We start from the raw sequence: 19,429 nt of genomic DNA on the forward strand, positions 1-19,429 counted from the left end.
GACTACTCGGTGAACGTGTCGACGTAGGCGTCGACGACCTGCTCCGCGGAGCGCGGGCCGCCGAACGTCCAGATGCCCTCCGGGAACGCCTGCGCGCGGTCCTCGGTGACGGCCGGCAGACCCGCCCAGACGTCGTTCTCGGTGAGCTCGCCGGTCCAGTCGCCGTCGGGGTCGCTGGTGCCGGTGTACAGCAGGTTCGCGTCGCCGACCTCGGTCATGCCCTCGATGTCGGACTGTCCCAGGCCGTAGGCGGGGTCCACCTCGCCGGTCCAGGCGTTGGTCAGGCCGAGCTCCTCGCCGATCTCACCGATCAGCGAACCCTGCCCGAAGGGACGGATGGCGACGTTGCCGCCGTCGACCCAGCCGTCGAAGTACACGAAGTCGGTCACCTCGGGGGCAGCCGCTGCGATCGCCTCCTTGCCCTGTGCCAGGTGCTGCTCGAACTCCTCGGTGACGGCCTCGGCCCGCTCGGTGCGGCCGGTGGCCTGCGCGATGAGGTCGAACGTGCCGAGCATGTTCGCGATCGGGTCGGCGGCGTCTGCGCCCTTGGTGGCCAGCACCGGGACGTCGTAGGCCTCCAGCTTGGCGATGATCTCGTCGTCGGGCGTGTACGCCTCGACGATCACCAGGTCCGGCTCGGTGGCGTAGAGGGCGTCGAGGTTGGGCTCACCGCGCGTGCCGACGTCGGTGACGCCCTCGGGCAGCTCCTCGGCGGTCACCCAGGTGCCGTAGCCGGCGACGTCGGCCACGGCCACGGGGGTGACGCAGAGGCTCAGCAGGTCCTCCGTCTGCTGCCACTCCAGCACGGCGACCCGCTCGGCGGGCTTGTCCAGCTCGACCGTGCGGTCGAACGAGTCGGTCAGCGTCACGGGGTCGGTCGACGTGGTCACGTCGGCGCAGTCGCCCGAGGCGGCCTCGGCCGGGGCCGACGACGCGGCGGCGCCGGGGTCGGTCGTCCCGCAGGCCGCGAGCGTCAGCGGCAGGAGCAGGAGGGCGCCCGTCAGGGCGGCCTTCGTACGCAGGGACATGGGTCTCCTCGTTCTCGTGGCGTGCGCTGCGGGCGCACACCGGTCGGTGCCGACACGCTGCGCGGTGCGGCGGGCGGTGTCGGGGCGGGACCGTGCGTCCCGCGGTACGGCAGGGGGTCGCGGGCGCCGTCGGCGCCCGGGGGGCTGGAGGTCGGGCGGACGGTCAGCGGGTCCGGCCGTGGTGACGGCCACGCGGGTGCACCCGGACGCGACCGGTCCCCGGGTCGGTGGTGACGTCGATGGGCAGGCCGTACGCGTGCGAGAGGTGCTCGCCGGTCAGCACCTGCGCGGGCGGCCCGGACGCGAGCACGCGGCCCTGGTGCAGCAGGACCACCGAGTCGGCGACGGAGGCGGCGTGGTCCAGGTCGTGCAGCACGATGCCGACGGCGGTGCCGTGCTCCTCGGCGAGGTCGCGCACCAGGTCGAGGGTCTCGACCTGGTAGCGCAGGTCGAGGTGGTTGGTGGGCTCGTCCAGCAGCACGACGCCGGTCTCCTGCGCGAGGCAGGTGGCCAGCCAGACGCGCTGCAGCTCGCCGCCGGAGAGCTGGTCGACGCCCCGGCGGGCCATGCCGGTCACGCCGGTGATGGTCATGGCGCGGTCAATGGCGGCACGGTCGGCATCGGTCAGCGCGGCGAACCGGCGGCGGTGCGGGTGCCGGCCGAAGGCCACGACGTCGTGCACGTCGAGGCCGGCCGGGTGCGGGCGGGACTGGGCCAGCAGCGTGACGCGGCGCGCGAAGTCGCGTGCGGACAACGGTGCGACGTCGACCGTGTCCTCGGGTGTGCTGCCGAGGCTGACACTGCCCTGCTGCACGGGGTGCAGCCGGGCGAGCGAGCGCAGCACCGTCGACTTGCCGGAGCCGTTGGGGCCGACGAGCGCGGTGACGACGCCAGGTGTCAGGTGCACGGCCACGCCGTGCACCACGGTGGCGCGCTGGTAGCCCAGCACGAGGTCGTCGCCACGCAGAGCAGTTGGAGTCACGCAGGTAAGCCTAACCTCACCTAACCGCACCCCAGGACGGACTCCACGGGTCGAGACGGGCTTTTCACCCAGCTGTCGCGGAGAGCGAGAACCTCAGTCCAGCGCCGCGCCGGCCGCCCGGATCTCGTCGAGGGCAGTCAGCGCGTACGGGGCGAAGTCCTCCTCGCGCTCGGCCTCCGACCACCGCGCGAAGGCGCGCTTGAAGGCGAGGACGCCCAGCTCGGCGGCGAGCTGCGCCGTCGCCTCCGGGACGCCTCGCTCCCGCAGGGCGCCGGTCATGGCGGCGGCGAGGCCGACGCTCTTGAGCGCGTCCCGCTCCTGCAGCTCGGTGCTCGCGGCGACCGCGGCCTTCAGGCGCGGGGCGATCTCCCGGTTCATCGGGCCGAACGCGCTCGACGCACGCTCCAGGCCGGCCGCCACCGCCGCGAGGGGGCCCGCGCCGTCCGGCGCTCCGGCGATGCCCTCGGTCAGCAGGGTGCTCAGCGTCTCCTGTCCCGCCACCAGCAGATCGCGCTTGTCCGGGAAGTACCGGAAGAAGGTGCTCTTGGTGACGCCCGCCCGCTGGACGATCTGCGCGACGGTCGTCGCGTCGTACCCCTGCTCGGTGAACAGGTCGACCGCCGCCACGACGAGCCGTTCCCGTGCCCCTGGTTCCCATCGCGCCATGCGGCCATCCTATGTGATGGGACCCTTGTCCCATCACTCTGGTACGGTGATGAGACAAGAGTCCCATCACCTTCGGGAGTTTGCCATGCACGTCTTCGTCACCGGTGGCACCGGCCTGGTCGGGTCCGCCGTCGTCGCCGAGCTTCTGGCGGGCGGCCACAGCGTCCTCGCCCTGGCCCGCTCCGACGCGTCCGCACGAGCCGTCGAGGAGGCCGGTGCCGAGCCGCTCCGCGGCGACCTCACCGACCTGGACACCCTGCGCGCCGCGGCCGCTCGTGCCGACGGCGTCGTCCACCTCGCCTTCGGCAACGACTTCAGCAGCGCGGAGGCGCTCGCCCGGTGCGTCGCCGAGGAGGGCGCCGCCCTGGCGACGCTGGGCGACGAGCTGGCCGGGAGCGACCGGCCGTTCGTCGTCGTCTCGGGGACGCCCGTCGCCCCGGGCCGCCCCAGCACCGAGGCCGACCCGCCGTCCACGGACGGGCCGGTCGGCGGCCGTGGGCGGGCCGTCACGGCCGTCCTGGACCTGGCGTCGCGCGGGGTCCGCAGCTCCGCCGTGCGGCTGCCGCGCACCGTGCACAACCAGGGCGACGGCGGGTTCGCCGGCATGCTCACGGGCATCGCGCGCCGGACGGGAGTCTCCGGCTACCCGGGCGACGGCACCCAGCGCTGGCCGGCCGTCCACGCCCTCGACGCCGCCGTGCTGTTCCGGCTGGCCCTGGAGAAGGCGCCGGCCGGCACGTCCTGGCACGCCGTGGCCGACGAGGGCGACCAGGTGCGGGACATCGCGGCCGTCATCGGACGGCGCCTGGGCCTGCCGGTCGAGCCGGTGCCGCAGGACGCCTTCGGACCGCTCGGCCCGGTGTTCGCCGCGGACCAGCCGTCGTCGGCCGCCCGGACCCGCGAGGAGCTCGGCTGGGCACCGACGCATCCGGGCCTGCTGGCAGACCTGGAGAACATCCGGCCCTGACGCCGGCGGTGGTGCCGCCCGCGCGGCGGCACCACCGGAGCCAGGGTCCGGGGTACGACCTGGGTATGACCTGCCGCCCGGCAGGATCGGACCCGGGCCGGACGCGGCCGTGCACGGCGCTGCGTAGCGTCGGCGGCATGGACCTCACCGAGAATGTGCACGGAGCGTCGCCCGTCGTGCGGGCCCGTTCCCTGACCAAGACCTACGGCCGTGGCCAGGCCGTGGTCCAGGCCCTGGACGGCGTGGACGTCGACTTCGAACAAGGCCGCTTCACCGCGATCATGGGCCCCTCCGGATCCGGCAAGTCCACCCTCATGCACCTGCTGGCCGGACTCGACTCCGCCACCAGCGGACACGCCTACCTCGGCACCACCGACATCACCACCCTCAACGACAAAGCCCTCACCCACCTGCGCCGCGACCGCATCGGCTTCGTCTTCCAGCAGTTCAACCTCCTACCCATGTTCACCGCCGAACAGAACATCACCCTCCCGGTCGAGCTCGCCGGCGGCCGCATCGACCACACCTGGCTGACCACCCTCGTGGACACCCTCGGCCTGACCGGACGCCTGACCCACCGCCCCGGAGAGCTCTCCGGCGGACAACAGCAACGCGTCGCCATCGCCCGCGCCCTGATCGCCCAGCCCGACGTCGTCTTCGCCGACGAACCCACCGGCAACCTCGACTCCCGCTCCGGCGCCGAGGTCCTGTCCTTCCTACGCCGCTCCGTGCGCGAGCTGGGCCGCACCATCATCATGGTCACCCACGACCCCTCCGCCGCCGCCTACGCCGACCGCGTCGTCCTGATCGCCGACGGACGCATCGCCGGCGACATCACCGACCCCACCCCCGAATCCGCCATGGCCGGCCTCGACGCCCTGCGCACCCTCGAACCCGCCATCACCACCACCCGAACGGGCGCGTGATGACCACCCCCACCACACCCACCACCCGCTACCCCACCGCACGCCTCACCCTCGCCCAGATGCGCCGCAGCACCGGACGCCTCACGGCCGCCGGCGTCGCGATCCTGATCAGCACGGCGTTCGTCACCGTGACGCTGCTGGCCGGCGCCGTCATCAACGGCACCACCCACGACATGGTCGCGGCCGGGTACGCCCGGGCCGACGTCGTGGTCTCCACCCCCGAGACCGAGCCCGGCGGGTTCACCCCCGGTGACGTCGACGCCGTGGCCGCCCTCGACGGTGTCGGCGCCGTGCAGCCCGTCACCACCTGGTTCGGCGACCTGCGCAACGGGGGCAAGGGCGGCTTCCAGGCCTTCGCGCCGATCCCGGCCGACGACCGCCTCTCCCCGCTGGAGCTGGCCGACGGCGACTGGCCGTCCGCCGACGGCGAGGTGGCCCTGACCACGAGGGTCGCCGACCGCATGGAGGTCGGCGTCGGCGACACGGTCACGCTCACGCGCACCCTGTACCCCGAGGGCTGGGCCGACAGCACGGCCGACGACCCGGCTGCCGAGCTCGGCGAGCCGGAGGACGTCACGCAGGAGCTGACCGTGACCGGCCTCGCCGACGACCCGTACGGGGCCTACACCCCCTACGGCGGCGTCGCCGCGGTGCCCGCCGCCACGCTCGACGCCTGGAACGCGGACGAGCCCTACCCGAACCCGGTCACCGAGCTGCTCGTCGCGCTCGACACCCCGCTCGACGGTGCCGCGGTCCCGGCCGACCTGCGCGAGTCCGTCACGGCCGCCACCGCCGGCGCGGGCGGCACGGTCTCCGTCCGGACCACCGAGGAGGTGGCGGCGGAGCAGACCGCCGAGCAGACCGGTGGCCAGGACCTCGTCTTCCTGGTGTTCGTGCTGACGTTCGCCGCCATCGCGCTGCTGATCGCCGCCATGGTCATCACCAACACGTTCCAGGTGCTGGTCGCCCAGCGGGTCCGCACGCTGGCGCTGCTGCGCTGCATCGGCGCGGGGGCGGGTCAGCTCTACCGCAGCGTGCTGCTGGAGGCGGCGATCCTCGGCCTCGTCGCGTCGGCGGCGGGCATCGTCGTGGGCGCCGGGCTCGCCCAGGTCGCCCTCCTCGTGGCGCCGTCGTTCGACCTCGGCGTGCCGCTCCCGGAGACCATCACGCTCACGTGGCAGGCGGTCGTGCTGCCGCTCGCCGTCGGCGCGGGCGTCACGGTGCTGGCCGCGCTGGCCCCGGCCCGCTCGGCCACCCGCGTCGCTCCGCTGGCCGCCCTGCGGCCGGCCGACGCCCCCACCCTGCGCGCCCGGACGGGCCGCGCCCGGCTCGTCATCTCGATCCTGTGCATGGTCGGCGGCTTCGCGGGCCTCGCGGTCGGTGTGGCGCTCGGGATGAACGGCTCCCCGCAGTTCGGGCTCGTCGCGGCCGTGGGCGGCGGATCGCTCGCGTTCTTCGGCGTCGTCCTCAGCGCCGTCCTCTGGCTGCCGCGGGTCGCGGCGGGCCTGGGCGGCCTGGTGTCGCGGACCGGCCCGGCCGCGCGCCTGGCCGTCGCCAACACGCTGCGCAACCCGCGGCGGACGGCGGCGACCTCCACCGCGCTGCTCATCGGCGTCACCCTCGTCACCATGATGTCGACCGGGGCGGCGAGCGCCCGGATGTCGGCCGACAGCCTGCTCGACGAGACGTTCCCGTACGACGTCAGCGCGTCGCCGTCCGACCCGAGGTACCTCCAGGACGTGCGCGACGCCGTGGCCGGCTCCGACGGGGTCACCGACACCGCGCTGGTGAGCAGCGCGACCGTCACGCTCGCCGGTACGCAGGACTCGGACGTCACGGCGGCCGAGCCGGACGACCTCGCGGCCGTCGTGAACGTGAGCGACGAGGCGCGGCGGCTGACCGACGGCACGGTCCTGCTGACCCAGGACGCCGCGGACTCGCTGGACCTGGCCTCGGGCGACCGCGCCACGGTCGAGGGGCCGGACGGTTCCGTCGACCTGACGGTCGTCATCACCACGGCGGAGCCGCTCAACCACATGATCACGGCCGCCGACCTCGCCCGGGTCACGGATGAGGCGGACTGGACGGACGTCTGGGCGCACATCGACGGCTCGGATCCCGCGGCGGTGCTCACGGACGTGCAGGACGCCGTGGCCCAGGCGGACGGCGGGGCGTTCGTGATGGGCCCGGCGGCGCAGGCCGCGCAGTTCCGCCAGGTCGTGGACGTCATCCTCGGCATCGTGGTGGGCCTGCTCGCGGTGGCGGTCGTGATCGCCCTCATCGGCGTCACGAACACGCTGTCGCTGTCGGTGATCGAGCGCACCCGGGAGTCCGCGACCCTACGGGCCATCGGGCTGAGCAAGGACCAGCTCCGCGGCATGCTCGCGGTGGAGGGCATGCTCATCGCCGGGGTCGGCGCGGTGCTCGGCATCGTGCTCGGGCTGGTGTTCGGCTGGTCGGGTGCGGCCACCGCGCTGTCGCTCATGGGCGACGTGCGGTACGCGGTGCCGTGGACGGACATCGCGCTGGTCCTGGGCATCGCCCTCGTCGCGGGCCTCCTGGCGTCGGTGGTCCCGGCGCGGGCGGCGGTCCGCACGTCGCCCGTGGCGGCGCTCGGCGTGGAGTGACGCGCAGGACCCTGGGGCCGTGACGTAGTCGCGGGGGGGGGCCCGGCGGGGGGGGGGCCGCCCCCCCCGGGGGGCCCCCCCCGGGGGGGGGGGGGGGGGCCGGGGGCGGGGGGGGGGGGGGGTGGCGGGGGGGGGGGGGGGGGGGGGGGGGGGGGGGGGGGGGCGCGCGCGGGGGGGGGGGGGGGCGGGGGGGGGGCCCCCGCCCCGGGGGGCCCCCCCCCGCGACCACGTCTGTCGCACGGCGAGGTCAGGGTCAGGCCCGCACCGGGCGCAGGTGCCGCTCCTCAGGCACCGGGACGCCGAACCCCGGGCGGTCCCCCAGCCGCAGGACGCCGTCGGCGGGCGTGAGCAGCGCCGGGTCGACGCCCGCCACGGTGCCGGGCACGCCCTCGACCACCTCGACGTTGCCCAGCCCGGCGGCCAGGTGCGCGGCGTAGCGGGTCTTGAGCGGCCGGCCCCACGCGTGCGGCGAGCCGTGCACCCCGGCCGCGGCAAGGGTGGGCATGAGGCGGCGCCACGCCGTCAGGCCGTACGACATGACGTCCATGAGCAGCACGTCGATCGAGCCCGCGGCGGCCACCGGGAGCAGCGCGGCGACGTCGGGCGAGGTCTCGCCCTCCGCGATCCGGGTGCCCGGCGAGTGCGCGTCGAGCCAGGTGCGCAGCGCTGCCAGGTCGTCGGCGTCGTCGGGGAACGGTTCCTCCACCCAGTACAGGCCCACGTCGGCGACCGCCGCCAGGTAGGCGAGGAACCCGTCGCGGTCGTAGCCGTCGTTGGCGTCCACCAGGATGCGGGCGTCCGGAAACGCGTCACGGACGGCGCGGGTCACCTCGATGTCGCGGGCGTCGCCCGCGGCGCGGGGCAGCCACCGGTTGCCCCGGCCGATCTTGAGCTTGAAGTCGCGGAAGCCGAGGGCGGCGTCGGCCCGGCACTCCTCGATCAGCACGCCGACGCCGCGCGGGGCGTCGTCCGGGTCGAGGTCGTCGAAGTAGACGGCGCCGTCGTAGACGGCGACGTCGGGTGAGCCGTGCCCGCCGAGCAGGGTGTGCACGGGTGCGTCCAGCACCACGCCGAGCAGGTCGTGCAGGGCGATGTCGAGCCAGTGCTCCGCGGCGTCGAGGATGCCCGTGGCAGGGTCGATCAGCTCCGAGAGCAGCCGGCCCTCGACCCGGCCGACGTCACCGGGCGGCCCCTCGAACAGCCCCCACCCCGTGCGGCCGTCGTCGGTGACCAGCACCGCGACGTGCGAGTCGGGGCCGTCGCCGTGGCTCCCGAGGCGGGCGTTGCGGCCCACGGTCCGGGGGTAGCGGGTCTCCAGCGAGGCGAGGCGGACGGAACGGATGCGCGGGTCTGCGGAGGCCATGGGGTCCAATCAGGGGAGGTCGGGAGGCGGCGCCGCGCCGAGCGCGGCGGACAGACGCGCGGCGGTGCGCCGCACCGCCGTGACGATGGCGGGCTGTGCCGCGACGATGCGGTCGCGCGGCCCGGCCACGCTGATGGCGGCGACCGGCCGTTCGCCCGCGCCGCGGACCGCTGCGGCGACGCAGCGCACGCCGGGCTCGCGCTCGGCGTCGTCCAGCGCCCAGCCCGCCGTGCGGGTGCGGGCGAGGTCGGCGTGCAGCGCGGCCGGGGTGGTCAGGGTCGTCGCCGTGTACCCGGTCAGCGGGATGCGGTCGACCACGGCCTCGGCCTCGGCCTCGGGCAGCGCCGCCAGGTACGCCTTGCCCAGTGCGGAGGCGTGCAGCGGGGCACGGCTGCCGAGCTTCGAGACCACCTTGACCACCTGCGGCCCCTCCTCCTGCATCACGTAGCACATCTGGTCGTCGTCGAGGACGGCGATGAAAGCCGTCTCCTCCGTCTCGGCGACCAGCTCCCGCAACGGCTCCGGGCCCACGGTGTAGATGTCGAGCCCGTCCATCGCCTGCAGCCCGAGCCGCAGGACGACCGGCCCGGCACGCAGCTCGGTCTCCCCCACCAGGTACCCCCGCTCCCGCAGCGCACCCACGATGCGGTAGGCGGCGCTGCGGCTGAGCCCGAGGTCCGTGGCCAGGCGCTGGACGGTCGTGCCCGGCGCCGCCGCCACCCGTTCGACGATGTCCAGGCCGCGTGCGAGGGTTCCGGGGTTGCCGGTGCTCGTGTCGTTCACGCTGCCATTCTGCACGGCGCCCGCTCATCCCTTGAGGCCTGACCGGGCGACTCCGGCGATGACGAAGCGCTGCACGAACGCGAACAGGACCAGCACCGGGACGCTCGCGATGGCGGCACCGGCCATCACGGCGGGGAAGTCGGTGGCGTACGCCCCGCGCAACGTCGCCAGCCCGGCGGGCAGGGTGAGCCGGTCCGGGTTGAACAGCACGTACAGCGGCCAGAGGAAGTCGTTCCAGCTCCCGAGGAACGAGAGCAGCCCGAGCGTCGCGAGCGGCGCCCGCGACAGCGGCAGCACCACGCGGACGAAGATCTGCCACCGGTTGGCGCCGTCGATCAGCGCGGCCTCCTCCAGCTCCGCCGGGAGGCCCTGGAAGAACTGCACCAGGAAGAACACGCCGAACGCGCTGGCCGCCCCCGGCACCACCAGCGCCCACACGCTGTCGAGCCAGCCGAGCCCGTCGACGATCAGGTAGTTCGGCATGAGGAAGACGAAGCCGGGCACGAAGAGCGTGCCGATGATCAGCGCGAAGACCAGGCGACGGCCCGGGAACCGCATCCGCGCCAGCGGGTAGGCGGCCGCCGACGCCGTGGCGAGCACCAGGACGGTGTGCAGCACGCCCACGAGCACCGAGTTGCCGAGCCAGCGCAGCAGCGGCGCCTGCGCGTCGGCGAACAGCCGGGTGTAGCCCTCGACGGTGGGCGTCGGCGGGATCCACTGCGGCGGCAGGGCCGTGGCGTCGCCGGTCGTCTTGAACGACGTGGAGAGCATCCACAGCAGCGGGGCCAGGATGATCACGGACAGGATGAGGAGCGTCGCATAGAGCAGCAGGGTGCCCACGACGCCGCGGGTGGCCGGCACGTCAGCTCTCCTTCTGTCGCAGGAACAGGAAGTTCAGGGCACTGACGACGATCAGGAGCAGGGCGAGCAGGTAGCTCATGGCGGCGGCCAGGCCCATGCGGAACTGCTCCAGGCCCACCTCGGCGATGAACATGATGGCCGTGCGCGTCTCGTTGGACGGGTTGCCCGAGGTGAGCAGGTAGGACTGGCCGAACATGTTCGCCGAGGCGAGCACCGTCATCGTCAGCACGAAGAGGAGCACCGGGCGCAGCTGCGGGATCGTGACGTGCACGAACCGCTGCCAGCGGTCGGCGCCGTCGACCTTGGCGGCGTCGTAGAGCGCCTCGTCCACGTTCTGCAGCCCCGCGAGGTAGACCACGGAGTTGAACCCCAGGGTCCACCAGACCGTCACGCCGACCAGGGAGACCCAGACCCAGGGCGTCGCCGTCAGCCAGGGCACCGCCTCGGTGACGCCGAGCTCGGCCAGGTAACCGTTGACCAGCCCGGTGTTGCCGTTGAGCAGGTACTGCCACAGCAGCCCGACCACGCTGACGCCGAGCACGTACGGGGCGAAGAAGACGGCCCGGAAGAGGGTGCGCCCGCGGAACCGCTGGTTGAGCAGGAGCGCCAGCCCGAGCGGGATCGCCATGAGCAGCGGCACCGACAGGAGCACGAACAGCCCGGTGGCCCGCATGCTCTCCCAGAACTGCTGCGCCACCAGGGCGTCCGGGGTGAACAGGTCGACGTAGTTCTGCAGGCCGACGAACGGCCGGTCCGGCAGGAAGAAGTCCCAGTTGTGCAGGCTCATCCAGATCCCGGAGACCGCCGGAGCCAGCACGAACGTGCCGAAGATCAGCAGGAACGGAGCCAGGAAGGCGTACGGCGTCCACGGGCGGGGCCGGTGGGGCGACGCCGGGCGGGCGGTCGGGCGCGCGGCCGACGGGCCGGGGGCGGGCGAACCCCCGGTGCGGTGGTCCGGGGAGGCGACGGCGGTCATCTCAGGCCCTCCCGTACTTCTCGGCGTTCTCCTGCAGCAGGAAGGACGCCTGGGTCGTGGCGGTCTCCAGCGCCGCACGAGGGTCGCCGAGCGAGAGCAGCGCGTCGCCGATCGCCGGGTACAGGACGGTGGTCTGCACCTCCGCGATCCCCGGTACCAGCGGGTAGAACCGGATGTGCTCGACCCCCTCGGCCACGTGTGACTGCGCTGTCAGCTCAGCCAGCTCGGGCGAGTCCAGGATCGGGAGGCGGGCCGGGACCGGCCCCGCGGTGGCCCACCCGATCGAGTTCGCGAGGATCCAGCCGAGGAACGTGACGACGGCGGCGAGCCGGCCGGCGTCGAACTGCGGCTGGCGGGCCACCACGAACTGGTGCGATCCGGAGAACGCCGCCCGGCCGGTGCCGATCCGCGGCAGCGGGGCCACGTCCCAGTCGAGCCCGTCCACCGATCCGAGGTCGTTGATCAGGGCGCCGGGGCCACCCCAGAGGAACGCGTTCTGGTCGTTCTTGAAGGCCATCGAGGCGTCCGAACCGCTCACGTCCCGCGGGCTCCAGCCGGCCCGGATGAGCGACTGCTGCCACGTCAGGGCCGCGACACCAGCCGCACCGGCGAACGTCGCGCTGCGTCCGGCGGCGTCGTAGTGCTCGCCGCCGAACTGCCACAGCAGCGAGTCGAAGCCGCGGCCCACCCCCTGCGGGTCGACGGCGGGCAGCCAGTGGCCCTTGACGCCGGCCGACGCCAGCGCGTCGAGAGCGTGCTCGTACGCGGCACGGTCGGCCGGCGGCGCGTCCGGGTCCAGCCCGGCCCGGCCCAGCACCCGGCGGTTGTAGAACAGCGAGTCGGGCCACATGTCCAGCGGCAGCGACCAGCGCCGGTCGCGGTAGACGCCGGAGCCCCAGACGACCGGGAGGTAGTCGGCCTCCGCGAGACCGACGGTGCCGAGGATCTCGTCGAGGGGCATGATCACCTTCCGCGCGGCGTTCGTCGCCACCTGGAAGTTGTGCATGAGCGCGAAGTCCGGGGCCAGCCCGCTCGTGACGGCGGCCGGGAACTTCTGGTAGAAGTCCGCCCACGGCAGGGCGTACATCTCGATCCGGATGCGCGGGTGGGCCCGTGTGAACTCGGCGATCAACGTCCGCATCACCGGGCCGTCCCCTCCGGTGAGCCCGTTCCAGAACGTCAGCGTGACCGGCGGGCCGTCATAGGCCGCGGGCACGCGCGGCAGCCGCGCCGAACCGACCGTCGGCGCGCAGCCGGCGAGCGCCGCGACGCCCGCGAGACCGGCCACGCCGGCCGCCCGCAGCACGGCGCGGCGCGTGAGCGTACTCATCTCCACGTCTCCACCCCATCGTGTTGACCGTCCCGTTCATCGGGACGCATGTGTCGATGAGCGGGACACTACTGGAGACGGTGCGGCGTGGTCAACGCCCTGCCGCTGCCCTGCCGCTGCCTTGTCGCTGCCCTGTCGCTGCCCTGCCACCGGCCCGCGGCCGCCCGCGGAGCGGGCGTGGACCGGGCGCGCGGGGGCGGAAGGACGGGACCGCCGCACCCTTGACCTCCGGCCGTCGGCGGCGGAACGTGGACAGGGACGGCGGCGCCGTCCGGGGCGCTGCTCCGAGCACGAGGAGTTCGTCATGTACATCCGCACCACCGAGGTCCGGGGCGACCCGGCCGACATCGACGACGGCCTGCGGCTCGTCCGGGAGGACATCTTCCCGGCCGTCTCCGCGATGGACGGCTGCGTGGGCATGTCGATGCTGATCGACCGCGAGTCCGGTCGTTGCGTCACGACGACGGCGTGGTCGTCCGAGGACGCGATGACCGCGAGCGCGGCAGCCGTACGCCCGCTGCGCGACCGCATGGAGCGTGCCCTGGGCAGCACCTCCGGCAGGTACGTGCACGAGTGGGAGGTGGCCGTCGTGCACCGCGACCACCCCACGCCCGACGGCGCCTGTGCCCGCCTCACCTGGCTGAGCGGGGCGCGCGACCGGGTCGACGACGCGATCGACCTCTACCGCATGACCGTGCTGCCGCAGATCCAGGACCTGGACGGGTTCTGCAGCGCCAGCCTGATGGTCGACCGGAACACCGGCCGGGTCGTCAGCACGGTGGCGTTCGACAGCCGCGCCGCCGTCGAGGCCGGACGCGAGATCGCGGCGGGCATCCGCGAGCGCGTGGTCGGCGAGCTCGGCGCCATGGTCGACGGGGTCGAGGAGCTGGAGGTCGCGTTCGCCCACCTGCACGTACCCGAGATGGCGTGACCCCCCTGAGACGGGTGCCCCGTCGGTCCGAGCGCCCGCCAGTCCGAGCGCCCGTCAGTCCAGGGCCACCTCGGCGCGGGGCCCGTGCAGCACCGGCCGGTCGGCCCCGCCGTCCGGCGACGGCTCGAACGTGAGCTCGGTGAGCCACGTCTGCCGTCCCGGTTCCGGCGCGCCGACCGCACCGGGCGGCCACGCGTGGTGCACGTACCAGGTGCGGCCGTGCCGCTCGACCACCATGCCGTGGCCGGGCCCCGCGGCCAGCTCGTTGGTCGCCATGATCGGGCCGTCCAGCGGCTTGACCCAGGGTCCGGTGACGGCGTCCGCCACGGCGTAGCCCACGCCGTACCGGTCGGACGCGAACCCGTTGCCCGAGTAGAACAGGTAGTAGCGGCCGCCGTGCGGCCACACGTACGGCCCCTCGACGAGGTCGCCCTCCCACTCCTGGTCCTGCTTGAGGATGCGCAGCGGCTCGCCCTCCAGCCGCAGCCCGTCGTCGGACAAGCGCTGCACGTAGATCCAGGTGTCGACGCCCACGTGGTTGCCGTCGTTCTTCCACAGCAGCCAGCGCACGCCGTCGGCGTCGGTGAACGGCGAGGCGTCGATGGAGCCGCCCTCGTGGTCCTGGCACAGCAGGGGCCGCTCGGCGTGGTCCCGGAACGGGCCCTGGGGGGCGTCGGCCACGGCCACGCCCACGGCCTGCACGTCCGTCGCCCGGTCGTGGGCCGTGTAGTAGGCGACGTACCGCTCCCCCGCGAGCGCCACCTCAGGAGCCCAGTTCAGCCCCGGCTCGACCCACGGCGCGAGGTCCGGCATGCCGTCGCCCACCTCCGTCCAGCGGACGAGGTCCGCCGACCGCAGCACGGGCATCGTGCCGTTCGCGTTCCTGGTCGCGTACGCCCAGTAGGTCCCGTCGACCTCCAGGACCGCGGGGTCGGGGAAGTTGGTGAGGTACACAGGGTTCGTCGCCATCGTCGTGCCTGCCTCCGTGCTGCTCGGTGCGTGCTCGTGTGCTCGGGTGCTGCCGGCACGACACCGTACCCGCCACGAGGCGGCGGGCCGGGACGATGGACGCCGGGCGTGCCGGGACGGCGGAGGCCGGGCGCGCCGGGCAGAATGCAGGGATGAGCGACAACCCCCCGGTCGACATCAAGCCCCGATCCCGCCAGGTCACCGACGGTCTGGAGGCCACCGCGTCCCGCGGGATGCTCCGCGCCGTCGGCATGGGCGACGAGGACTTCGCCAAGCCCCAGGTCGGCGTCGCGAGCTCGTGGAACGAGATCACGCCGTGCAACCTGTCGCTCGACCGTCTGGCGCAGGCGACCAAGGCGGGCGTGCACGCCGCCGGTGGCTACCCGCTCGAGTTCGGCACCATCTCGGTCTCCGACGGCATCTCGATGGGCCACGAGGGCATGCACTTCTCGCTGGTGTCCCGCGACATCATCGCCGACTCCGTGGAGACCGTGATGCAGGCCGAGCGCCTGGACGGCTCGGTGCTGCTGGCGGGGTGCGACAAGTCGCTGCCCGGCATGCTGATGGCGGCCGCCCGCCTGGACCTGTCCAGCGTGTTCCTCTACGCGGGCTCGATCATGCCGGGCTGGGTCAAGCTCACCGACGGCAGCGAGAAGCAGGTCACCATCATCGACGCGTTCGAGGCGGTCGGGGCCTGCGCGCGCGGGCTGATGAGCCAGGAGGACGTCGACCGCATCGAGCGGGCGATCTGCCCGGGCGAGGGCGCGTGCGGGGGCATGTACACCGCGAACACCATGGCGTCGGCGGCCGAGGCGCTGGGCATGTCGCTGCCCGGCTCGGCCGCGCCGCCGTCGGCCGACCGCCGCCGCGATACCTGGGCGCACCGGTCCGGCGAGGCCGTGGTGAACCTGCTGCGCCAGGGCATCACCGCGCGGGACATCCTGACCAAGGAGGCGTTCGAGAACGCGATCGCCGTGGTGATGGCGTTCGGCGGGTCCACCAACGCCGTGCTGCACCTGCTCGCGATCGCCTACGAGGCCGAGGTGGACCTCACCCTCGACGACTTCTCCCGGATCGCGGACCGCGTGCCGCACCTGGGCGACCTCAAGCCCTTCGGGCAGTACGTGATGAACGACGTGGACCGGATCGGCGGCGTGCCGGTGGTCATGAAGGCGCTGCTGGACGCCGGGCTGCTGCACGGCGACGTCATGACCGTCACGGGTCGCACCATGGCCGAGAACCTCGCCGACATCGCCCCGCCCGACCCGGACGGCAAGATCCTGCGGGCGCTGGACAACCCGATCCACCGGACCGGCGGCATCACGATCCTGAACGGCTCGCTCGCCCCGCAGGGCGCCGTCGTGAAGTCGGCGGGCTTCGACTCCGACGTCTTCGAGGGCACGGCGCGCGTGTTCGAGCGGGAGCGGGCGGCGCTGGACGCGCTGGAGGACGGCACCATCCAGGCCGGCGACGTCGTCGTCATCCGCTACGAGGGCCCCAAGGGCGGGCCGGGCATGCGCGAGATGCTCGCCATCACGGGCGCCATCAAGGGCGCGGGCCTGGGCAAGGACGTGCTGCTCATCACGGACGGCCGGTTCTCGGGCGGCACGACCGGCCTGTGCGTGGGCCACATCGCCCCCGAGGCCGTGGACGGCGGCCCCATCGCCTTCGTGCGTGACGGCGACCGCATCCGCCTCGACGTCGCGGCCAAGACCCTCGACGTGCTGGTGGACCCGGCCGAGCTGGAGCTGCGTCGCGCGGGCTGGGCGCCGCTGCCGCACACGTACACGCGCGGGGTGCTCGCCAAGTACTCCAAGCTCGTGCAGTCCGCGTCGACGGGCGCCGTGCTGGCGTAGCGCGGGCGGGCGGGCCTGACCATTCCGTGGACACAGATCGTTGCCGTGGCTAACTATCTGGCAGGATGGCAGCGTGGCGGACGACCCAGGAGACCCAGCAGGCGAACCTGAGTTCCGTTTCCGGGACATCGCCGCCGTGGCCTACCTGCCGTCCGTGGTCAGCTCGCTCGGGCACGGCGCCGTCATGCCGATCCTCGCGATCCACGCGGGCGACCTCGGGGCCGGCACGGCCCTGGCCGCCTTCGTGGTCGCCCTGCTGGGCATCGGGCAGCTCGCCAACTCCCTGCCGTCGGGCGCGCTGGTGGCCCGGCTCGGCGAGCGTCGCACCCTGGTCATCGCCGGGCTCGTCGACGCCGCCGCCATGCTGGCCGCCTTCCTCGTGCCGTCCGTCTGGCTGCTGTGCGTGGCCGTGTTCGTGAGCGGCATGAGCTGGACGGCGTTCCTGCTCGCCCGCCAGGGCTTCCTCATCGACGCCGTGCCGATCAGCCACCGGGCGCGGGGCATGGCGCTGCTGGGCGGCTCGATGCGCCTGGGCATCCTCATCGGCCCGCTGCTCGGGGCGCTGCTGATCCACTTCCTCGGGGTCCGGTCGGTGTTCGTGCTCGCGGCCTGCGCGTCACTGGTCTCGGCGCTGATCGTGACGCGCATGCCGGACTTCGGCCGGGTGGCGCGCGGTGTCACGCCCCTGCCCGTGCGCACCGTGCTCTGGGAGCACCGGCGCACCCTGCTGACCCTCGGCGTCGCGGTCATCATCATCGGTGCCTCCCGCTCGGTGCGCACCGGTCTGCTGCCGCTGTGGGCCGACCACGTGCACATCTCGGCAGCCGTCGTCTCGCTGCTCTTCGCGGTCGCCGCCACGATCGACATCCTGCTCACCCTCCCGGGCGGCTGGCTGCTGGACACCCGCGGCCGCAAGGTGGTGGCCGTCCCCGTGGTGCTCGCGGTGGGCATCGGCTGCCTGCTGCTGCCCCTGACCGACTCGGCGCTCGGCGTCGGCCTCGTCATGGCGGTGATCGCGCTCGGCAACGGCCTGGGCTCCGGCATCGTGATGACGCTCGGCGCCGACGTGGCCCCGGTGGAGGGCCGCGCGCAGTTCCTCGGCGGCTGGCGGCTGTGCGGCGACATCGGCAACACCGGCGGCCCGCTGCTCGTCTCCGCGGTGGCCGCCGTCGCGCCCCTGGCCGCCGCACCCGTGGTGATCGGCGTGCTCGCGCTGGCCGGGACGATCTGGGTGGGGCACTGGACCGGCAAGGCGGACCGGGACCGCAGGGGCGGCTAGGCGCCCTCGATGTGGACCACCGTGAGCACGATCTCGGCGTCGGGCACGTCGTGGTCCGTGAGCAGCCCGCGGACCGTCTCGTGCGCCGCGAGCGCCGTCGCCCGCGCACCCTCGGTGCCGTGCACGCCCAGGGCGATGTCCACGCGGATGCCCGTCCCGGCCTCCCGGACCAGGACGAGCGGGGCGTCGTCGTCCCGGAGCCCGAGACGGCGGGCGCCGGCGTCGAGCACGTTCGAGACCAGCGACCCGGGGCCGTAGAGGTCGGCGACCCCCGGGGTCGCCCGCAGCGCGGCCTCGATCTCGGCCGCGACCCGTACGTCGTGTGCCACGTTCATCGGTGCGTCTCCTCGGTTCCCAGGTGGAGCGGCCCCACGTCGCGGACGGTGATGTCGACGGTAGTGACGTTCAGGTCGGTGTGCAGCGCGAGGCGGGCGCCGATCTCGGTGCGCAGCTGCTCGACCAGTGGGACGATCGGCCGGCCGTACGGCACGCTGACCTCGACCAGGACCCGCACGGGGGCACCGGGCACGGTGACGTCCCCGTCGAAGCGGCACCGCCCGACCACGACGCCGGGTACCTGGTTCTCGACGGCCCGCACGAGGCCCCGGACCGCGCCCTCGGTGATGCCCAGGTCCGCGGCGGGATCGACGGCCGGGTCGGGGCCCGGCAGCGGGATGCGGCGTCCGGCGTGCGCGTCCAGGGCGATTCCGCCGAGGACGCGGCGCACCCACCCGTCGTCGGCCTCCGGCTCGGCAGCGGTGTCGGCGGCGATCAGCGCGGGCGTGAGCCCGTGGAGCCGTTCGAGGGCGTCGAGCGCCAGCCGGCAGGCCGGGGACCCTTCGATCGAGGGGTCGGGCGGGGTGCGGCCCGCCTCCAGGTAGTCGGTCAGCTCCTCGAGGGTGTGGCCGTCGAGGTGCTCCGGCTCGAGGTCGAGCGGACGAAGGTCGGGTCGGTCGTCACCGGATGTCATCGCCATTCCTCCATCCGCACGATGATGTGCTTGCGTGCACGGGCCAGCAGTCCCCTGACGGTGCTCACGGGCACGTCCATCTCCTGCGCGATCTCGTCGTAGGAGTATCCACCCACCTCCCGGAGCACCCAGCACTGCCGCTCGGCGTCGGCGAGGCGCCCGACGGCCTCGGCCAGTGCGTCGACGCCGGCCCGCGCCTCGGCGACGCGGGGCGGTGATGCGTGCGCGGGCGCGGCGGGCTCGACGAGGTCGACGTCGACGTGCGGCCGGCTCGCGCGGATGCGGTCGACGGCCTTGCGGCTGACGATCCGCATGAGCCAGCTCTTGACGCGCGCCGGCTCGTCGAGCTCGGGAAGCCGCTGCCAGGCGGTCACGAAGGCCTCCTGCACGATGTCGTCGACGTCCGCACCGGAGTTCAGGATCCGGCGGGTGTAGGCCCGCATCATCGGTGTGTACCGGCGCACGAGCACCGCGAACGCGGTGACGTCGCCGTCGGCCGCGCGACCCGCGACGATGCGGTCGTCCGCCTGGTCGAGCAGAGCCGGACCGTGTTCCGCCCCCATCCCAGCCCCCTTGTGAGTACGTCCTGCGTGGTGCGGTCCCGCGGCTCGGGGCGGGGTCGCTCGCGACCCCGCCCCGTGCGCGGCACTCACTTCCGGAAGGCGTCCCTGACGTTCTCCGCGGCGTCCTTGACGTGCTCCGCCGCGTCCTTGAGCTGCGCCTTGGCCCGGTCGGCCGTGCCCTCGGCGGCGAGCTCGTCGTCACCCGTGGCCTTGCCGAACGACTCCTTCGCCCTGCCGACGGCCTCGTCGGCGGCGTTCCTGATCTTGTCTCCTGCGCTCATGTCTCTTCCTCTCCTCCTGGTCCCCCGGCGGGGAACCGAGCTCGTGGACATCTCACGGGCGCCTCCGCGCC

At 73.9% G+C, this 19,429-nt stretch carries 19 protein-coding genes; 6 read left to right on the forward strand and 13 right to left on the reverse strand.

The genetic code is table 11. The features are described 5' to 3' along the window. Nucleotides 1-2 precede the first annotated feature (2 nt). The 3 genes from ACIG47_RS09830 to ACIG47_RS09840 all read right to left on the reverse strand — a co-directional run bounded on the left by ACIG47_RS09830 (nucleotide 3) and on the right by ACIG47_RS09840 (nucleotide 2,676). A complete protein-coding gene (locus ACIG47_RS09830; protein WP_397418350.1) occupies nucleotides 3-1,028 on the reverse strand; it encodes an iron-siderophore ABC transporter substrate-binding protein in 1,026 nt (341 codons plus the stop codon). A 163-nt stretch (nucleotides 1,029-1,191) separates the two neighbouring features. Continuing rightward, nucleotides 1,192-2,010, reverse strand: a complete 819-nt coding sequence (locus ACIG47_RS09835; protein WP_397418348.1) for an ABC transporter ATP-binding protein — start codon at nucleotides 2,008-2,010, stop codon at nucleotides 1,192-1,194. 93 nt (nucleotides 2,011-2,103) lie between these two features. Beyond that, the gene (locus tag ACIG47_RS09840) at nucleotides 2,104-2,676 is read right to left on the reverse strand and encodes a TetR/AcrR family transcriptional regulator (RefSeq protein ID WP_397430641.1); all 573 of its coding nucleotides are present in this window, start codon (nucleotides 2,674-2,676) and stop codon (nucleotides 2,104-2,106) included. An 85-nt stretch (nucleotides 2,677-2,761) separates the two neighbouring features. Between ACIG47_RS09840 and ACIG47_RS09845 the strand changes: the two genes are divergently transcribed. The 3 genes from ACIG47_RS09845 to ACIG47_RS09855 all read left to right on the forward strand — a co-directional run bounded on the left by ACIG47_RS09845 (nucleotide 2,762) and on the right by ACIG47_RS09855 (nucleotide 7,196). Beyond that, nucleotides 2,762-3,643 carry an SDR family oxidoreductase gene (locus ACIG47_RS09845; RefSeq protein ID WP_397430642.1) on the forward strand — a complete coding sequence of 294 codons (882 nt, stop codon included), beginning with the start codon at nucleotides 2,762-2,764 and terminating at the stop codon, nucleotides 3,641-3,643. 137 nt (nucleotides 3,644-3,780) lie between these two features. After that, nucleotides 3,781-4,569 carry an ABC transporter ATP-binding protein gene (locus ACIG47_RS09850; protein WP_397430643.1) on the forward strand — a complete coding sequence of 263 codons (789 nt, stop codon included), beginning with the start codon at nucleotides 3,781-3,783 and terminating at the stop codon, nucleotides 4,567-4,569. Continuing rightward, the gene (locus ACIG47_RS09855; protein ID WP_397430644.1) at nucleotides 4,569-7,196 is read left to right on the forward strand and encodes an ABC transporter permease; all 2,628 of its coding nucleotides are present in this window, start codon (nucleotides 4,569-4,571) and stop codon (nucleotides 7,194-7,196) included. Before ACIG47_RS09850 ends, ACIG47_RS09855 begins: the two co-directional genes overlap by 1 nt. A 253-nt stretch (nucleotides 7,197-7,449) precedes the next feature. On the opposite strand, the gene ACIG47_RS09860 is transcribed toward ACIG47_RS09855, so the two are convergent. Genes ACIG47_RS09860 through ACIG47_RS09880 form a run of 5 tightly spaced genes read right to left on the reverse strand, consistent with a single transcriptional unit; the run spans nucleotide 7,450 to nucleotide 12,509 of the window. After that, complete coding sequence (locus ACIG47_RS09860) at nucleotides 7,450-8,559, reverse strand: enolase C-terminal domain-like protein (protein ID WP_397430645.1); 1,110 nt, start codon at nucleotides 8,557-8,559, stop codon at nucleotides 7,450-7,452. 9 nt (nucleotides 8,560-8,568) lie between these two features. After that, nucleotides 8,569-9,342: an IclR family transcriptional regulator gene (locus ACIG47_RS09865; RefSeq protein WP_397418749.1), complete on the reverse strand. Its 774-nt coding sequence runs from the start codon at nucleotides 9,340-9,342 to the stop codon at nucleotides 8,569-8,571. Between the two features lie 24 nt (nucleotides 9,343-9,366). Continuing rightward, a complete protein-coding gene (locus tag ACIG47_RS09870; RefSeq protein ID WP_397418747.1) occupies nucleotides 9,367-10,203 on the reverse strand; it encodes a carbohydrate ABC transporter permease in 837 nt (278 codons plus the stop codon). 1 nt (nucleotide 10,204) lies between these two features. Beyond that, nucleotides 10,205-11,179, reverse strand: coding sequence for a carbohydrate ABC transporter permease (locus ACIG47_RS09875; protein WP_397430646.1), 975 nt, complete (start codon nucleotides 11,177-11,179; stop codon nucleotides 10,205-10,207). Between the two features lies 1 nt (nucleotide 11,180). Next, a complete protein-coding gene (locus ACIG47_RS09880) occupies nucleotides 11,181-12,509 on the reverse strand; it encodes an extracellular solute-binding protein (RefSeq protein WP_397430647.1) in 1,329 nt (442 codons plus the stop codon). A gap of 304 nt (nucleotides 12,510-12,813) precedes the next feature. Here ACIG47_RS09880 and ACIG47_RS09885 point away from each other — a divergent pair, with 304 nt between their 5' ends. Next, nucleotides 12,814-13,440 (forward strand): hypothetical protein, encoded by a 627-nt coding sequence (locus ACIG47_RS09885; protein WP_397418741.1) that lies wholly within the window; start codon nucleotides 12,814-12,816, stop codon nucleotides 13,438-13,440. Nucleotides 13,441-13,494: 54 nt separating this feature from the next. Here ACIG47_RS09885 and ACIG47_RS09890 read toward each other — a convergent pair whose 3' ends face one another. Beyond that, nucleotides 13,495-14,409: a glycoside hydrolase family 43 protein gene (locus ACIG47_RS09890; RefSeq protein WP_397430648.1), complete on the reverse strand. Its 915-nt coding sequence runs from the start codon at nucleotides 14,407-14,409 to the stop codon at nucleotides 13,495-13,497. Nucleotides 14,410-14,561: 152 nt separating this feature from the next. Here ACIG47_RS09890 and ilvD point away from each other — a divergent pair, with 152 nt between their 5' ends. Both ilvD and ACIG47_RS09900 read left to right on the forward strand, forming a co-directional pair. After that, the gene (ilvD, locus tag ACIG47_RS09895) at nucleotides 14,562-16,265 is read left to right on the forward strand and encodes a dihydroxy-acid dehydratase (RefSeq protein WP_397430649.1); all 1,704 of its coding nucleotides are present in this window, start codon (nucleotides 14,562-14,564) and stop codon (nucleotides 16,263-16,265) included. A gap of 73 nt (nucleotides 16,266-16,338) precedes the next feature. After that, a complete protein-coding gene (locus tag ACIG47_RS09900; RefSeq protein WP_397430650.1) occupies nucleotides 16,339-17,544 on the forward strand; it encodes an MFS transporter in 1,206 nt (401 codons plus the stop codon). On the opposite strand, the gene ACIG47_RS09905 is transcribed toward ACIG47_RS09900, so the two are convergent. The 4 genes from ACIG47_RS09905 to ACIG47_RS09920 form a co-directional block, all read right to left on the reverse strand. After that, nucleotides 17,541-17,879, reverse strand: coding sequence for a hypothetical protein (locus ACIG47_RS09905; protein ID WP_397430651.1), 339 nt, complete (start codon nucleotides 17,877-17,879; stop codon nucleotides 17,541-17,543). The genes ACIG47_RS09900 and ACIG47_RS09905 overlap by 4 nt on opposite strands. Next, nucleotides 17,876-18,514, reverse strand: coding sequence for a hypothetical protein (locus ACIG47_RS09910; RefSeq protein WP_397430652.1), 639 nt, complete (start codon nucleotides 18,512-18,514; stop codon nucleotides 17,876-17,878). The genes ACIG47_RS09905 and ACIG47_RS09910 overlap by 4 nt, the downstream gene beginning before the upstream one ends. Further along, nucleotides 18,511-19,077: an RNA polymerase sigma factor gene (locus tag ACIG47_RS09915; protein WP_397418729.1), complete on the reverse strand. Its 567-nt coding sequence runs from the start codon at nucleotides 19,075-19,077 to the stop codon at nucleotides 18,511-18,513. Before ACIG47_RS09915 ends, ACIG47_RS09910 begins: the two co-directional genes overlap by 4 nt. An 86-nt stretch (nucleotides 19,078-19,163) precedes the next feature. Next, nucleotides 19,164-19,358 (reverse strand): CsbD family protein, encoded by a 195-nt coding sequence (locus ACIG47_RS09920; protein ID WP_397430653.1) that lies wholly within the window; start codon nucleotides 19,356-19,358, stop codon nucleotides 19,164-19,166. Between the last annotated feature and the right edge of the window lie 71 nt (nucleotides 19,359-19,429).

The organism is Promicromonospora sp. NPDC052451, from assembly GCF_044547525.1.
Taxonomy (GTDB): Bacteria; Actinomycetota; Actinomycetes; order Actinomycetales; family Cellulomonadaceae; genus Promicromonospora.

Bases quoted from the DNA above. Each gene is read 5' to 3' on its own strand.
- ACIG47_RS09830 (WP_397418350.1), bottom strand. From the start codon at position 1,028: ATGTCCCTGCGTACGAAGGCCGCCCTGACGGGCGCCCTCCTGCTCCTG.
- ACIG47_RS09840 (WP_397430641.1), bottom strand. From the start codon at position 2,676: ATGGCGCGATGGGAACCAGGGGCACGGGAACGGCTCGTCGTGGCGGCG.
- ACIG47_RS09845 (WP_397430642.1), top strand. From the start codon at position 2,762: ATGCACGTCTTCGTCACCGGTGGCACCGGCCTGGTCGGGTCCGCCGTC.
- ACIG47_RS09850 (WP_397430643.1), top strand. From the start codon at position 3,781: ATGGACCTCACCGAGAATGTGCACGGAGCGTCGCCCGTCGTGCGGGCC.
- ACIG47_RS09855 (WP_397430644.1), top strand. From the start codon at position 4,569: ATGACCACCCCCACCACACCCACCACCCGCTACCCCACCGCACGCCTC.
- ACIG47_RS09860 (WP_397430645.1), bottom strand. From the start codon at position 8,559: ATGGCCTCCGCAGACCCGCGCATCCGTTCCGTCCGCCTCGCCTCGCTG.
- ACIG47_RS09875 (WP_397430646.1), bottom strand. From the start codon at position 11,179: ATGACCGCCGTCGCCTCCCCGGACCACCGCACCGGGGGTTCGCCCGCC.
- ACIG47_RS09880 (WP_397430647.1), bottom strand. From the start codon at position 12,509: ATGAGTACGCTCACGCGCCGCGCCGTGCTGCGGGCGGCCGGCGTGGCC.
- ACIG47_RS09885 (WP_397418741.1), top strand. From the start codon at position 12,814: ATGTACATCCGCACCACCGAGGTCCGGGGCGACCCGGCCGACATCGAC.
- ACIG47_RS09890 (WP_397430648.1), bottom strand. From the start codon at position 14,409: ATGGCGACGAACCCTGTGTACCTCACCAACTTCCCCGACCCCGCGGTC.
- ilvD (WP_397430649.1), top strand. From the start codon at position 14,562: ATGAGCGACAACCCCCCGGTCGACATCAAGCCCCGATCCCGCCAGGTC.
- ACIG47_RS09905 (WP_397430651.1), bottom strand. From the start codon at position 17,879: ATGAACGTGGCACACGACGTACGGGTCGCGGCCGAGATCGAGGCCGCG.
- ACIG47_RS09910 (WP_397430652.1), bottom strand. From the start codon at position 18,514: ATGACATCCGGTGACGACCGACCCGACCTTCGTCCGCTCGACCTCGAG.
- ACIG47_RS09915 (WP_397418729.1), bottom strand. From the start codon at position 19,077: ATGGGGGCGGAACACGGTCCGGCTCTGCTCGACCAGGCGGACGACCGC.
- ACIG47_RS09920 (WP_397430653.1), bottom strand. From the start codon at position 19,358: ATGAGCGCAGGAGACAAGATCAGGAACGCCGCCGACGAGGCCGTCGGC.